The sequence below is a fragment of the Paenibacillus sp. S29 genome (assembly GCF_049319765.1).
Taxonomy (GTDB): Bacteria; Bacillota; Bacilli; order Paenibacillales; family Paenibacillaceae; genus Paenibacillus; species Paenibacillus polymyxa_B.
Genome location: NZ_JBMOUI010000013.1, coordinates 143748 through 157944, shown reverse-complemented (window position 1 = coordinate 157944; position 14197 = coordinate 143748). Strand labels below are relative to the sequence as shown.

The 14197-nt window shown below is 47.4% G+C and carries 18 protein-coding genes; 1 reads left to right on the top strand and 17 read right to left on the bottom strand.

Features of this window, described 5'->3' with window-relative positions; translation table 11 throughout:
- The 17 genes from ACL9RM_RS20810 to ACL9RM_RS20730 form a co-directional block, all read right to left on the bottom strand.
- A complete protein-coding gene (locus ACL9RM_RS20810) occupies positions 1 to 246 on the bottom strand; it encodes a hypothetical protein (RefSeq protein WP_025684577.1) in 246 nt (81 codons plus the stop codon).
- 4 nt (positions 247 to 250) lie between these two features.
- Entirely contained in the window at positions 251 to 718 is a 468-nt protein-coding gene (locus ACL9RM_RS20805; RefSeq protein WP_414126516.1) for a hypothetical protein, read from the bottom strand.
- Between the two features lie 63 nt (positions 719 to 781).
- A complete protein-coding gene (locus ACL9RM_RS20800; RefSeq protein ID WP_414126515.1) occupies positions 782 to 1216 on the bottom strand; it encodes a hypothetical protein in 435 nt (144 codons plus the stop codon).
- 21 nt (positions 1217 to 1237) lie between these two features.
- Positions 1238 to 2338 carry a phage tail sheath subtilisin-like domain-containing protein gene (locus ACL9RM_RS20795; protein WP_414126514.1) on the bottom strand — a complete coding sequence of 367 codons (1101 nt, stop codon included), beginning with the start codon at positions 2336 to 2338 and terminating at the stop codon, positions 1238 to 1240.
- 10 nt (positions 2339 to 2348) lie between these two features.
- Positions 2349 to 2618, bottom strand: coding sequence for a hypothetical protein (locus ACL9RM_RS20790; protein ID WP_414126513.1), 270 nt, complete (start codon positions 2616 to 2618; stop codon positions 2349 to 2351).
- On the bottom strand, positions 2608 to 3147 hold the full coding sequence (locus tag ACL9RM_RS20785; protein ID WP_414126512.1) for a hypothetical protein: 540 nt from the start codon (positions 3145 to 3147) through the stop codon (positions 2608 to 2610). The genes ACL9RM_RS20790 and ACL9RM_RS20785 overlap by 11 nt, the downstream gene beginning before the upstream one ends.
- 4 nt (positions 3148 to 3151) lie before the next feature.
- A complete protein-coding gene (locus ACL9RM_RS20780; protein WP_414126511.1) occupies positions 3152 to 3970 on the bottom strand; it encodes a hypothetical protein in 819 nt (272 codons plus the stop codon).
- Entirely contained in the window at positions 3945 to 4688 is a 744-nt protein-coding gene (locus ACL9RM_RS20775; RefSeq protein WP_414126510.1) for a hypothetical protein, read from the bottom strand. The genes ACL9RM_RS20780 and ACL9RM_RS20775 overlap by 26 nt, the downstream gene beginning before the upstream one ends.
- The gene (locus ACL9RM_RS20770; RefSeq protein ID WP_414126509.1) at positions 4689 to 5582 is read right to left on the bottom strand and encodes a hypothetical protein; all 894 of its coding nucleotides are present in this window, start codon (positions 5580 to 5582) and stop codon (positions 4689 to 4691) included.
- Between the two features lie 2 nt (positions 5583 to 5584).
- Positions 5585 to 5860: a hypothetical protein gene (locus ACL9RM_RS20765; RefSeq protein WP_414126508.1), complete on the bottom strand. Its 276-nt coding sequence runs from the start codon at positions 5858 to 5860 to the stop codon at positions 5585 to 5587.
- A gap of 54 nt (positions 5861 to 5914) precedes the next feature.
- Entirely contained in the window at positions 5915 to 7390 is a 1476-nt protein-coding gene (locus tag ACL9RM_RS20760; protein ID WP_414126507.1) for an SU10 major capsid protein, read from the bottom strand.
- 33 nt (positions 7391 to 7423) lie between these two features.
- Positions 7424 to 8365: a hypothetical protein gene (locus ACL9RM_RS20755; RefSeq protein ID WP_414126506.1), complete on the bottom strand. Its 942-nt coding sequence runs from the start codon at positions 8363 to 8365 to the stop codon at positions 7424 to 7426.
- Positions 8366 to 8382: 17 nt separating this feature from the next.
- Positions 8383 to 8595 carry a hypothetical protein gene (locus ACL9RM_RS20750; protein ID WP_414126505.1) on the bottom strand — a complete coding sequence of 71 codons (213 nt, stop codon included), beginning with the start codon at positions 8593 to 8595 and terminating at the stop codon, positions 8383 to 8385.
- The gene (locus tag ACL9RM_RS20745; protein WP_414126504.1) at positions 8592 to 9710 is read right to left on the bottom strand and encodes a hypothetical protein; all 1119 of its coding nucleotides are present in this window, start codon (positions 9708 to 9710) and stop codon (positions 8592 to 8594) included. The genes ACL9RM_RS20750 and ACL9RM_RS20745 overlap by 4 nt, the downstream gene beginning before the upstream one ends.
- On the bottom strand, positions 9710 to 11224 hold the full coding sequence (locus ACL9RM_RS20740; RefSeq protein WP_414126503.1) for a phage portal protein: 1515 nt from the start codon (positions 11222 to 11224) through the stop codon (positions 9710 to 9712). The genes ACL9RM_RS20745 and ACL9RM_RS20740 overlap by 1 nt, the downstream gene beginning before the upstream one ends.
- A gap of 14 nt (positions 11225 to 11238) precedes the next feature.
- Positions 11239 to 12540, bottom strand: a complete 1302-nt coding sequence (locus ACL9RM_RS20735; protein ID WP_414126502.1) for a PBSX family phage terminase large subunit — start codon at positions 12538 to 12540, stop codon at positions 11239 to 11241.
- Positions 12527 to 13429, bottom strand: a complete 903-nt coding sequence (locus ACL9RM_RS20730; protein ID WP_414126501.1) for a phage terminase small subunit-related protein — start codon at positions 13427 to 13429, stop codon at positions 12527 to 12529. The genes ACL9RM_RS20735 and ACL9RM_RS20730 overlap by 14 nt, the downstream gene beginning before the upstream one ends.
- A 120-nt stretch (positions 13430 to 13549) precedes the next feature.
- Between ACL9RM_RS20730 and ACL9RM_RS20725 the strand changes: the two genes are divergently transcribed.
- Complete coding sequence (locus ACL9RM_RS20725; protein WP_414126500.1) at positions 13550 to 14185, top strand: hypothetical protein; 636 nt, start codon at positions 13550 to 13552, stop codon at positions 14183 to 14185.
- Positions 14186 to 14197: the final 12 nt, after the last annotated feature.

The following is a 14197-nucleotide window of genomic DNA, read 5'->3' as shown; positions in this document are numbered from 1 at the left end:
CTATTCGACGTCTTCCCAATCGTCCAGGTCTTCAGCAGGAGTTTGGGGCGATGAATAGTCATAGGACAACTTACTGTCCATCTCTTCAGTCTCCCTTGCCCATTCGTCAAAATCTGGGTCCTCATATTCTTCACTCTTGCCATCGCGCGCTTTTCGGTCTATCTCCATGTGTTCAAATTCCAAGTCAATCTGTTCCTCGGTCATAGCCAGTATTCGTGGATCAGTTGGGGGAAGTCCGCCGTACACGTATTTACGGAGTATCCAAAGTTTCCTCTCCTGCGGTAGCTTGGCTATTGTCTTCAGGTGTGTTTCGAAAGTCCTTGCGAAATGATGCCTCCCATACCTGATACTTTCCGTAAACGTGGTACAACAGGTCAGGCTCAGTGATTTCTTTAAGTTTCAAGAGACATTCAGGTCGTTTCGCCAGAGCCACTTCAAGAAATGAAACCACATGAGCCATAAAATGGACATCAGTATCAACCAGTTGAACATCTTGCACTCCAGCCTCTCTCAACATCTCTGATTTAATCGCCCCAGCCCTCATAACTTCAGCGACGGTAAGTTTTTTAAACACAAGCACGCCTGTATAGTGATTACCTTCCGACGAGTTAAAATCCAAAAGCTCGCCTTCCTTCAACTCTCCACCAGCACGCACCCTTTCTGCCGTTTTAACAGCCTCAAACACTGCCTTTTGTTGTTCAGTAAGATTTTCCGACATGTAATCGTCTCCTTTAAATTGAAATATAAAAGTCCTCTCCTAAAGAGAGGACTTGATTTAAAATTATTCCGTGATCGGTGTACCGAAATCAGACGATAAAAACAACCAGGTGGACTTTTCTGAAGACATGGCATTTGCACTAAATTCCTCAGAAGAGTTCTGCAAGGTACACTTACGATACACAATAACAATATCGTTTGTGTATTTATCAGTAATTTCAATATCAATGACGTTCATGTGAAGAATATCCGCACCATATGCAGAAAGCCCCAATTCAGCAAGCGATTTCTTACGGAGACGATATTTATCGACTGATACAGAACCCTGCACTTTAAGAGGAACCGACTCCTGAGGAAGAATGCTTCCAATCTCGTATTGATTCTCTGTACCAAAATCCCGATTGCCTTCGACCCTCTGTGCTCGACCGACTTCAACACCGCCTATTTTAAGACGTACTGTATGCCCGGCGTGAGCTGGCTGATCTTTTACAATACTCAAAGCTTATTCCCCCTTTCATTATTACAAAGTGAAGTGATTAGTTATTAGAAAGTTATTGATTGGCGGGGTCGGCTTACCTTCCCACTCCAACCAAAATGCTGTGCCGTTACGGGTTACCTTGGTAGATTCCGGTACATACCCTCTTAACCAACCGTTCTTTTGAAATTCAATAATTAGAGACACTAGGTCGTTATAAATCGTTACCTCAATGCCCTGTACTCCTGCTTTTCCGGTGTACTTGTTCTCGAAATACCTTTCAACGTTATCACTCATGTCATCGGCTAATGTAGCGACAGAGAGTTCGGCCTTGGTTAGATCTTCAGAAGGTGAGAGCGTCACGCCCTGAACAATACGGAAGCCCACATTTTTAACCTGTTCAACAGGACAAATGTGAGCTTCCAGCAGTTCTTCGATCTCCAGACCGATATAAATTTTTTCTAACCCATCGAATTGAACCAGTTTATATGTAACTGGCTCTTGTGATGGTTGTCCTGCCCATGCTCCAGCAACAGCAGCAGCCATGTAATAACCTGGTTTAACCACTTTATTGCCGTCACTATCAGCAACAAGAGGACAAGGAGAAACTATCAAACCTCGTTCATTTGTAAATCCTGCTGCCATGTCTTTAATTTCCGCAATTGTGGCTCCTGGCTTGTGTCCATAAAATGCACGGCGGCGTTTCCTATTCTTGATGCTGGACATAAATTCAACGTGGGTATCCACTTTGGCCCAAATCGCTGGTTGTGTTGTAAGAGGGATAATCCCCGCCACATCTTCCGTCTGTAACAGGTCAATAGCCGTTTGCCATTCGGTATCTGTTGGTGCCGTAGCGGGGGCTGTGATTTTAGCAGGAGCAACGCCAATAAGGTCCGCGCCTTTTCGCCAAGATATCCTCATAACCTCCAGCAATTCACCCTCACCAATAGTAGCGGCAGCGATTTTAGGATCATTGAAGTAAGATACCCTGTCGTTGGGTAATTTGCTTCCCGCTGGCGGGACGCCGATCATTGCCAACACTTTGTTACTCCCCAGTGTCACGGGAGTCATTCCGGCAGAGTCCACAGTAGAATAAGCCCCTGGGCGCTTAATGTTTGCCCCACCAAAAGAAATATTAATGGTCATGGTTTACCTCCTAATCATATTGCGTTTCGGACTGCTGATTAAAGGCTTTCGCCCATTGCTCGTCCGTCTTATCTTGCAGCAATTCCGGCTTGCTGCGGGCCTCGTAGCGAAAGCTTGCTACCAGCCCCATATGCACCTGCACGCGTGATAAATAGTCATCCAATGTCACCAATGCAGGAACGGGCTCCGGTTTTTTAGCTGGCTCAGTCTTGGGAGCTGGAACTGGGGTCGGAGTAGGACCAGGTACGCTTTGTTCGTCTTTCTTCTCTTCATCCGCCAATGCTTACACCTCCCCTCGAAGTAAATCCGCTGATAGCATCCACATGCTCTGTGGTCTGTACGTCAAGTGGATTGAGATACGTAATAACGATGCTGGACCAATAAACAGGGAAGGGGGTTACTTGTCCGGTAAAGTCGCTTTCGTCTTTTCCTGCGCCCATGCTGAAGCTTAGTAAGCCCTTTTGCACAGACACCGGACGAAACAACATAAGCAGAGCCTTTAATATCCTGTAGGCTCGCTCCCGCTCGTCTGCATTGGTATGCCAAATACGCACTTCCATACTTTCTTGGAAGTGCGTGCTATGGATTTCTGCATACTGCAGGTTGTCCCTGTCGAAGTCACTCCCGCCATAGTCGCCCATGATGTGAGCTGCTTCGTCGTCACTTACACGGTTTATACCTACACACGGTAATTCAGCATCCGTCTGAGGGTCAGATTTTAGTACATTCATTCTGACCTTGGCATCTTTAAAGCCTGTTTTCAAAAACTGTAGCAGTTCCTCTTTTACATCAACACTATTAAACTCCACTTCATTAATCGCCTCCCAAGCCCATAGCGGCCAGATCCTGCTGAAAGCCCTGTACAATCATGTCCTGTACCTGTTCCCGCGTGTTTTCAATAACCGCCTGCCGGATCGGTTTGGGCTTGATTGCCGGACGCATCCAGCTCTTTTTACTGGAGTTCTCGGACAACCGCCTAAACGTAAGATACTGCGTATGTCCTGGTTGGCCCATCTTAACAAGCCCTTGGTACTTACCAGCCTTCCACGTATATCCTGCACCTGGATGATCCCCAACATGGCTACGCTTGCCCGTATCGTCTTCTTTGATTCGTCCGCCCCAGCTATAGGAACGTGTCGGCAAAGGGGAAAGAACCCGACTAAAACTAAGGCTCCGGGCTTGTGTGTGTATTAATTTGGGCATGGCAGGCATTGTCGCAGCTCCCGGCGCACCGTGGCGAAACGGGACCGTGATATACTTCTTGCCATTCGCCCCCGTCTTGGCCTTGGGTGATGCCAGAAGAGACGGTTTCATATCTCGGGCATCTTGGCCAGACTCGATTGCTGCACCGTGAGCAGATGTTGTAAATACCTCCCCTGTCAGATCGTCGGGGAATCGTAGGCCATCCTGAATGCTACGGACATAATCACCCGTTTGTACCCCGACACGAAAATTACCACCGCTGAAGCTTACTTGCGCACCAGATGCATATTGAATCCATGTGGCCTGTATGAGCTCCGTGGTAGCAGCCTGAACAGCAGCCCGTGTAAAGGGTAACTGCTGCCCATTAGACAAGCGGGCAATGATATCATCCAATGCTGGTAGATCAGCCTGAATTGACAGCATGTTCACGGAGGACACCCCCCGGATAGTACCGGAGTACAACTGCACGCGGTAGGTCCTGCCCGTTTTGATGCCGGGGCCGTGGAAGTACGGCATACACCGTGTACACCGGACGATGCATGTACATTACGCTGTACTGTGCCCCCTCTGGCGGCTGGTTGCCCATCCAGTGGATTGTAGCCCCCTGAACCTCGTAATCCTCTCCCGCAACGTACTGTGTTACCGTGCCTGTGCCTGGATCGTGTCGGCGGATAGATAACACCTTTGTTACCTTGGGATTCAGCAATGTATCCGGCGGGCGTTGACGAACCTCGGTTCCTCGTGCCAGAATATCAGACGTTTTTACCTCGTCGTCAATCAATGACACGATATCTCCAAATCCAATGTTAAACATAGGCACAGGCTCCCGCCCTGAAAGATCAAACCCGCCTGACTCAGTACGCTTTAACATATTGGCGGAAACACTCATAATAGCGTCACCCACTTCAAACATCCCGGCATAGGCCAAATAATCTTTGGTTGTGGTAACACTCTGGATCAACGCCCTGCATTTAATTGCAGACTCGTACACAAACCCTGTGCCTCCACAGATGGGGCAACCGTACATTGGCTGTCCACTGTCCAAATTGCAGCAGGAACACCGAAAGGACTCCTGCCACATTACGTCCCGGCCATGCCGCGCAATAAGGTCTTCGAATTTTTGCCCGTTAAGCTGAATATCAACCACTTAAATTCCTCCCATCGTAAAGCCGCGCATTTTAGTACGTGCGCCGCCGCCTTTCGGGCTGAAAAAGTCGTTAACCTCCTGCTGAAGCTGTGTAATGTGCGCTGCGTACTTGCCATAAATGGTAGATGCCGTTGATGTAAAGGACTCTGCCACGCCATCCAACGTAAGCGAGTACCCCGAGACACCAGCCATTACCGCATCACTAGCCACGCCCAGAACAGCCACCGCCGCCTGTTTGCCAACCACCGCCCGGATATCCTCCGTAATCTGTTCTTTGGTCAGCCCCGCAGTATAGTCGATATGGAACACCTGCGGCGTGCGGGACAACATACCAACAGCAAACGGGGCTGCACTGTACCCGGTTGGATATCCACCGAGCATAGGCACGCCCCCCCCTTTGGTAACTACATGCAATTGGCTAGACTTTTTATAAAGCTTTATCCAATCGGGATATCCCATGAAGTCGATGCTGATTTGACCGTTGTAAGCAACTAGCCTAAAAGCTTCGAGCTCATTAGCGTACCGTTGACGTAGCTGGATAAATCCAAAGTTCTGCCAGCGTTGCGCGTCATAATCATACGGTGGCTCCTCAACCTCATAATCAATCCCTACCCCAAGCCCGCGTGCCTCCGCATTGCAGCGGATAACGGTGGGTTTGAGGAATACCCCCAGTTGTCGTTCTGTTTCCTTTACGGCTGCCATCAGGAACCCGATTATGTCCCGGTCGTCCATGGTCTGGCCGTACTGATCAGCAAGCGTAAGGCCATAACACCATCGTTTCCGCACTTCTTCTGGAGTGGGCAACCCTACAGGAGAGCTATAGGTTATCTTTATAGCACCTGGGTTTTCAGTATCCGGGTCCTCATGCGTTTCGTAATAGGGAATGATCGTCATGGCTATTCCTTAGTTTCAGTGGAGGGGGTCACGCCCGCATCAGGTGCTTGCGGGTCCTGTTTCCCCTTGCTGTCGTCTTTCTTGGCCTTTGAATCATCAGGCGGCGAGGTGGTTCCCCGCTTTGGCCTTTCTTTATATTCTTCATAGCCAGGAATCTCCAGCAGCATTTCTCCGGTGATGTCTTCCACTTCAGCCACGCCATTTTCATCAAAATGCACTGTGTCTTCCAGTACAACAGTATCAAGCGGGTATTCTCCCAGCGTCTTACGGATTTTCAAAACAATCAGCTCCTTTCAGGATAAAAACAAAAAGAGAGGTTAAATGACCTCTCTTTAGGCGTGAACCGGTTTAAATGTGCCGAAGCTTTCTGCGCCGTAACTTGGGCCATACAGATCGCGGTTAGAGTTCTCTCCCAACTTGCCGACGTTTTTAAAAACAACAATGCGGCGTGGGTTGTAGACTTGCAACATGCCGAACAACAAAATCATGAACTTGGATGTGGTATCGACCAGTCCCAACGGAACACGCATCAGATCGGCCAGTTTTTTGAAGGCCAGAACATCGTCGCCATCGTTGTCGACCAGGAAGCAATACTCTGCACCTGGAATGTCGTCGCCGTTGTCTACAAGCACCTGATTTGTGCCTGCTGCTACATCGGTGAATTCCGTCATGAATTGAGCGCGTTCCGGATCGCTGTAATATCCTCGATAAACCTTGTAACTTTTGGCCTCCAGTTCAGGGTCACCATGCAACACGCGAGGGATTGTAATTTCAACCTTTTGTCCAGCGGTGACGGCAACAGCACCGGTAGATACTGGAGCGGACTCACCGGAAACCCCCTTGGAGCTCACAAAGTAGAAATATGTGCCTGCCTCCAGTTTGGAAGTTGCATCCTCTTTAACGACCGCAGTTGCGGTTACAGGAGTTGCAGGAGATTTTTTCTGTGATACTTGTTTTGGTGCACCATCCGGTTTAAGAAAACGGTCTGTCACAAAGTCAATATTAGCTGCGTTGGCCGCATACCCCCGAACAGGTTGCCCCATACGTACATTACTACCGATATCTACAATTCTTTGGCGACCTGCAGGACCAATGAACAACTTGGAGAAATCTTTGTGAACCTGGTTAGTAAGGTACAACTGTAGAAGACCTCCGCCAAAGTTATCACTGATAATCGTAGCTGCATCCTCAAGAATTTCTTCTGTAAGCGGCTTTCCACGCATGTCGATGATATGCTGTGTCGCGTATGATTTTCCGTTTACAAATTTTTTCACTTGAGCAAGGATGCCGTCGAACGCAAGAGGATTTTTGCTGCTATCACCAAAATACAGATTTTTATTGATCTGCTGGAGCAGCCACATTGTTCCACTTGTTGTTTCAGCAGCAACGGCGTTTCCGACACCAACAGTATTTACGAGTTGGGCAGGAAGCGTCACGCCGCGGGTTACGCCTGTGAACTTTACCAGTCCCGCTTGTCGGATATAGTTACTATTCCGTTCGATAGGTCGACCACCTTCAACGATAAATGGATCGCCGTCAGCACCGTAGGAATCCATCACGTTGAACTCTTCAACTGTTCCGCCCGCTCCCTTCTTAGTGATATTTTTCCACATACTGAGATGTTCTTCTTTGGCAGTCACGATGCGTAAAGTTGTCTCCAGTGATTGGGGACGAATTGGGGACATATCTCCAAATACGCCATTACCGTAAGCTTCCCCCGGTGTGCCTGTACCCATCGCTTTAATAAGCGCTTCAAGGTCAGCTTGTGTCATTTGACCAAAGCTATCTTGCAATTGTGTAAAATCCATAGTCATTATCCTCCAATTCGTAAGGGGGCTGAATTACAGCCCGAGTTTTTCTTTCACGTTTGCTGGCAACGATAGTTGTTCCAGCGGCGTACCTGTTTCATATCGGATTACATCGCTCGCAGACATTTCGCCAGCTTCAAACGACTTTTCCAACACGTCCAAAACATCTTTTTTTGTCAACTCTCCACCACCATTAGGTCGCGTGATCGTCGTGTTATCACGTTGTCCTATAATGCCTTTTCGTGTTTGCGGCTGGTTCAGAGACTTACGAAGCTCCGCGTTTTCGGTAGTGAGGCTGTCCACTTTTGTCTCAAGCGATTTGATAAGCGTTTCGCTTTCTCCCTGCTTTTTGATAATCAGTGTTAAGGATTTCTCCAGCCCACCCAGTTGAGCGCTGATTTCTGTTGTATTTGCTTCAGGTTGTTGATTGGTTGTCATAAGTGATCCATCTCCCTTTGTAAATGATTTGACCAACTCTGCATATGTCATGGTGTTGACCGGATTCATGGTCAGGACAACGTTCCGCAGAACTGATTTAATGATCTTCCCTGTTTGGCGGTCTCGCTCCACGACTCCGCCTTCAATCGACCATCCAACACGACGACTGGACTGTGACTTTTGAAGGTCTTCAATCGCTACTACCGCTTGCATTGCTAAATCTCGATTAGCAAAAAGACGTCCTTTTACAAAGACGCCATTCACCGATTTTTTTAATGTTGGGTGTGTAAACTGACCGACATTGACTTCCACTGGTTCACCAATGAACTGATTAGGGGCATTCCCATGCTCCCATTTGATCCAACCCTTGGACAAAAAATAGGACGTGTCCATACCGTCTGGCGATATGCTGTCAGCTTGTTCATCCTCATCGTCACTGGAAATTACGCCTTGAACGATATAATTTCCATCGGCATCCATCTCCACAGATTTTTCTAGCGGGACGAATAGGCGGAATGTATCCTGAATGGCTTCCATTATTGTTCACTCCTTCCTCACACTCGCGGCGGCCAGTTCCATTGTCCTGGTCCGTGGCCCTTCTTGACATTTAAGTTGAAAAACATGCCTGTCGGGTTCAATACACACAAATGAACCGTGTTGTCGTCTACTACTTCCGTGACGGTGGCAGCACGGGCCTGACTCTTATACTCACCGCCCGGCGTCCCGTAGCTGAAATAATGCACCGTACGACCTACTGTTGGTTTCATCGCTTGTTCACCTCCTTCCGGATTCGACTTCCCGGCACTCTGAACCATCTATGCCGACAATGGGGATGTAACGGGCAACAGGCCCACCAATTCGCTACTAAACGTCCAATATTGCTCTTGCCCGCCCATACATGCGTTTCACCATTGGTCGGTCCCTTGGAGACAATGAAGGTTCTACCTTCAAGCAGTCGCTGGCAGTGTTTACATGCACCCGGCACGGTAGCGACCTGAACAATGTCACCTTCCTCACATCCAGCTAGGAAAGCGTCATTTGTGCTCATGGCGAGCTCTGTGATCGCCACCCTGCGCCAGTCCCTATTCTGGTCCCCATATACGTCAAAGAGCGCCTGGGACAACTTACTCGACCCCCAGCGCTCTTTTTGTGATTGAATGATCAACTGCTTGATTCCAGCTCGGTGATCATCGGATATTTGCTTCAATTTCTCAGCAGCATGCAACACAGAATGTTCCATGCTGCTGATCTCCAGCGGGGACAAAGAAATAAATTCCTCCTGTCCCTCTCCCTCACCATCCCATATTTCAAACGGGAATGGATCTTTTTTGGCGGCCTTAATGGTGTCAGGCAGCTTACTAATAATAGAAGCCGTAAGAACCAAATTGGCTTTCTCAGCTTCGATGCGAAGGCGACCAAGTAGGGCAGAACGAACAATATACTTTTCAGCCAGCTTATCCAATGCTTTATATTTGGATTGGATAATATCATCTGTCTTACGGATAACCGCAAAGGAGTCCTTCAGGCGGTCAATAACCTTCTTGAACAGCCCTCGCTTATCACGGAGCTTCTTCACCCATTCAACAATGGCATTCTTCCCATTGGCCGACTTCTGGATATCGTCAATCGGTAATCCCAACAATACAATCGTCTCCGCAATAACTTCCTGTGCCACCGTATCCAGTTCCACATAAAAGTTATCCTCCAGTTTGGCAATGAGTGGATCGTCTGACGGATCCCACATACTTCTTCCACCCTGCGGCTTTACTGCAGGAGGTTCAGGAATGCCAAGCGTTTGGGAAAGTGATTTTACGATCTGCTGTTTGTCTTGCAGTGGTAGAGTGCGTACCTCAGCAGGCAATTTTATTTTAAGCTTAGGCATCAGTAGTCCTCCCACGTAATATCCAGCTCCAGCGATTTTTCCAACGTTTCATCATCTGCATCATCGCTTTTTGGTTTATCCTCATCGTCTGGATCATCCTTGTTGGGGCTGTCCGGCGGATCGTCGTCCACAGTTTCGGCAACAAGCCGCTGCTGTTGTGCCATGTACGCCTGAATAAGTACGGGGTTAGCAGGAGCATTCATCCATTCGGCATCTGGCGGCACTTCCTGCCCACGTTGCTTGCGTACCTCCGCGATAGTCAGCAGCCCGGAATCGATATCGTTTTTCAACCGCGCTGCCTTCCGGTCTTCCGATTCATCATCAAGACCAGCCCAATACAAAGCAAATTCAGGAGCGATAATATCCAACACGTTTGAATTAAGCGCATCGGACAGAAAGTACATAAGCGGGATAAATCCCTTGTCCTTACTGGCATCCATTTTCTCGGCCGTATTGTCCGACTGGCTCATGCTTTTCCCGCTGGTCCAGCTTTTAAAGCCGACTTCGTTCGGGTCTATCTGATAGACTGCCGCTGCAAGATTGAAAAGGAACTCCAAAAACTCATTGAACTGCATATCCTGGTTCGACGATTTAAAGGGAGTGAACTTGAAGCCGTTACCCTCTTCCATCGCCATAACCGGAACCGTCCATTTACCTTGAGGTCCATCGGTCAGAGTCTTCCAATGGCGACTAAATGCTTCAATATCCTCTTCCTCATATTTACCGATAACCTCCAGCACACCTTGAGGAAGCGAGTTAAAGGAAAAATAAGAAGTGTTGTACCGGACGCCATTAACAATCCCTGTAACGATCTCGACGAGCGTCTCCAGCTCGCTAAATCCAAAGTCGGCATAGGCTACATCTGTACGCGGATTGCGTATGCAATAGGCGAGCTCCTTGCGTGTGAATTCGGCATTAATCCGGCCATCAACACGCTGGATGTAAGCGACAGGGCCAGCAGCACCTATATTTGTTACGGTTTGGTACGGCAGCGGCGTATACAACTCGGACATTGGAGCAGTAGGCAGCAATTCAATCGTCGCTGCATCCAACGCGAACAGGTCTGTAATGTCTCCAGCACGGGTAAATACGTTTTCCCAGGCAACGGCATCTAGCGTCAGGCTGTCCCGCGTGATCTTACGTAGGAACCGATTAAAGTTATCCTGGCGCTCTGGATTATCCCAGTTTCCAGTTCGGAGGAAGAACTCTTCCAGCTCGAAAGCTCGCGCCTGCGCTGCCTTACTCATGGGCTGCTGAGGATTCTTTAAGCCAATGCGAAACCCTAAATCTCCATCAAAACGGGGGCGACGTGCGAATCTGGCCACCTGGTTCAACCGAGTGTTTATGATTGCGGCTATGGCTGGCACTTTAGCCATATTGCGCAGCACAGAAAACGGGAGAAGCGATGACTTTGTGCGTGTTCCGCCCATACCCATTGATTGATAGGGTAGGATGACAGCCGACTTTGCCTTTCCCTGTGGTTGCTGCGCCTGAACCATTTCTGTATTTGCCAAAGATTTTCACCCCCTTACGTAATAAGTTTGGAACGTTTCGGCTTGCCAAGGATGGCATATATCACATACCGCAAAGCATCCATTGCATGGTCAAATTTCTTGACAGGTTTGTCCTCTCCACGTTCTTGTGATGCTTTTTCGTCCCAGACATAGCTAAAAAATTCTTTAATTGTTTGTATGCATTTTGAGCAAACAAAAAGCTGCAACTCTTTAAGAGCTACAGCCACAGATTCAATCCCTGGTAGTACGCTGTTGTCAGCTTCCTCGATCCGGCGCACGCTAAGCTTTTTAAGCTCGGTAATAAAGCCTTTTGCCGACGGGTCAATAAAGATTTTCTTTACATCTACGCCAGCAATAAAATCAACAAAATCGCGCGCATAGTCAGACGGCGCACGCGACAACTCCTCGTCCGACTCTTGCGTCTTCGCTCCTGAATGATAGTATTCTTTGACGATATACAAACGGTTATTCTTCTGACCAAGTAACAGAAATACCGTAGCATTAGTGTGACCGTAATCGACGCCCACGTAATACTTGCTGTACTCCGTAGGCATGTCCTGCGGCTCCAACTTGTGCTTTTCCTCATCGAAGATATCGTATATGACACCCTCGGCCATAACCCACAAACCAAGAATATACCGCTTATAAAACACACCCGAGAAACGGCGAAAATAGCTATCCTTAACTTTTGCAGAAAGAGAAAGATTATCATCCATCGTAAAATGCAAATGGAGGGCTTTTTGCTTTTGCTGTTGATCAAGCCATTCAAGTTTGAACCAATGATACGGTCCAGCAGGGTTACAGTTAAACCAAAGCTTGTAACCATCGACTGAACAACGAGTAACAGCTTGGTCCACGAAACTCTTAGGCATCAGAGCAACTTCATCAAAAAACATTCCTGCCAGCGTAATACCTTGGATTAGATCCTGCGAACGCTCATCCTTCCCGCCAAACAAGAAAAAATGATTGGCTACCAAGCCTTTGCTGATCGTCAGGACGTTCTCTGTCTGATTGTCGTGGACATAATACCCACGGCTAGAAAGCATACGTTTCAGCGGACCAATAACATTCCGCCGCAACGCTCCGATGGTCTTACCTGCCATTCCAAACTGTTCACCGCTAAATGTTTCGGTAGCCCACACTACATAACTAAATGACATGGCTACGGTTTTTCCAGCCCGAACAGAACCATCACATATCAATGCTTCTTTATCGTGATGCGGACTTTCGGGCATCCACCAGGTCAGGACTTTGACCTGCTTGTCCGAGAAGGGAGCCCACTTGAACGGTGACGGCTTGAGTTTAAGCTTTGCCATCTGACCATACCTCCGCAGCACGTCCGCGTAAAGCAGCAATAAAGCCGTCGTCTTGGACTTCTTCCTTGCCACCACCACGCAGCATTAAAAGCTCATGCTCAAGACGTTCAATCTGTAGCTGTTTTAGACCATCAGTTAGTTTGCTTTTGAGCTCAATGGCTTTGAGCTTCTTATCCTGCACACGGGTAAGAGCTTCTTCTAGGGCCAGAATGTCATCAATTTTCCGATATTCCTTTTCTTCAATCTCAGACTCCACCATCTGCGTCCGGTTGAACGGTATGGTTTTGGTAACGCCAGTCTTCTCATCATGAACAGTCATAGCGTCTTTTATAGTCTTTAGCTCGTGCAGCACCCGCCGTTCCTTCTCGCTAAGTCCCTCAGTCAACCGCTTGATCCGCATCAACATGCGCCGCTCACGCAGCTCCAGCTTCAACAGGGCATCATTAGCTTGCATGACTGGATCGGTGTTGATGAGCTCAAGTAATTCCTGCTCTTGATCATCCAATGTATCCAGCCAAATGCTTTCATATTCTCCGGTAGTGACGGCCTTCTTATTCCCGATCGGACCACCAGGGCCGCCCTTATTCCCGACAGCCCGCTTATTGCCTTGGGGAGCACCACTACTATTTCCTACAGCGTTTTTGTTCCCCTTTGGCGCTCCTCTTGGATTAGGAGCGTTACCTTTCGTTCCATTTGGAACGTTCCCATTGGACGAATCAAAAACGTTCCCTTTCAATTGATCCTGCCAGCGGTCCATAGACTTCCATTTGCGTACCCTTCCTTCAGGAATAGAAAGAGCAGCGGCGATGTCTTTTAGCTTCATCGCTCCGCTGCTCTCCAACCACATCTGTTTTGCATTGTCCCGCTCGGGACTGCGTTCTCTTGCCATGCTACACTATCACCACCCCCTGAATGTAATTAATTGCCCAAAAACTGTCTCGAATATATAAATATAAATCGAAAATAATACAACACATGAAAAAAAATCTGACGATAAGGGTGGTTATTCATGAGTGATTTTGAGTTAAGACATAATATTAACGGTTTTTTTAATAATCAGAGGCTTAATGCAAGTGGAACAATTTCATTACATGACAGCGGAAATTTTAGTGCTAATTTAGCATTTGAAGATCTCCCTACAAAGTTCACTCCGTATTTGCTTGGTTTCTCACTTATTTCTATAAGTTGCTTAGCAAATGCTCGTGAAGATAAAGCAAAAAATATAATTAGTCTCTCCGACGGTAGATTCAACGGCTTAAGGAGTTATACAATTGAAGATTCCCAAAAAAATGTGTTAGGTTCCATAATGACTGTGGTCACTGTTAATAAACAAAAAAACACATCAGAATTGTTTCTAGTCGGTAACTATGATGGACCCACAAATTTTAACTCTTGCTCAAACTACTCAGTTGAAATGAACCAAAATATCTCTGGTAAAATAAGCGGTTCTTATAGTCAAACAATAAGAACTTTAGATGATGATATATATACCATACGTGCTTATGCTGAATACGGATTTACAAATAATATTTTATTAACCGAACCACAAATTTTCAGTTGTGAGTACTCTGACCAGAATTTTAATAATATAAATGCTACACTTAAAGGTTCAGCAAGAACAGCTTCTTTGGTTAATAACAAATAACTAGCAGTAAAA

Excerpts from the sequence above, each read along its gene's own strand:
- ACL9RM_RS20805 (WP_414126516.1), bottom strand. The coding sequence starts at position 718 with ATGTCGGAAAATCTTACTGAACAACAAAAGGCAGTGTTTGAGGCTGTT.
- ACL9RM_RS20795 (WP_414126514.1), bottom strand. The coding sequence starts at position 2,338 with ATGACCATTAATATTTCTTTTGGTGGGGCAAACATTAAGCGCCCAGGG.
- ACL9RM_RS20770 (WP_414126509.1), bottom strand. The coding sequence starts at position 5,582 with ATGACGATCATTCCCTATTACGAAACGCATGAGGACCCGGATACTGAA.
- ACL9RM_RS20760 (WP_414126507.1), bottom strand. The coding sequence starts at position 7,390 with ATGGATTTTACACAATTGCAAGATAGCTTTGGTCAAATGACACAAGCT.
- ACL9RM_RS20755 (WP_414126506.1), bottom strand. The coding sequence starts at position 8,365 with ATGGAAGCCATTCAGGATACATTCCGCCTATTCGTCCCGCTAGAAAAA.
- ACL9RM_RS20750 (WP_414126505.1), bottom strand. The coding sequence starts at position 8,595 with ATGAAACCAACAGTAGGTCGTACGGTGCATTATTTCAGCTACGGGACG.
- ACL9RM_RS20745 (WP_414126504.1), bottom strand. The coding sequence starts at position 9,710 with ATGCCTAAGCTTAAAATAAAATTGCCTGCTGAGGTACGCACTCTACCA.
- ACL9RM_RS20735 (WP_414126502.1), bottom strand. The coding sequence starts at position 12,540 with ATGGCAAAGCTTAAACTCAAGCCGTCACCGTTCAAGTGGGCTCCCTTC.
- ACL9RM_RS20730 (WP_414126501.1), bottom strand. The coding sequence starts at position 13,429 with ATGGCAAGAGAACGCAGTCCCGAGCGGGACAATGCAAAACAGATGTGG.
- ACL9RM_RS20725 (WP_414126500.1), top strand. The coding sequence starts at position 13,550 with ATGAGTGATTTTGAGTTAAGACATAATATTAACGGTTTTTTTAATAAT.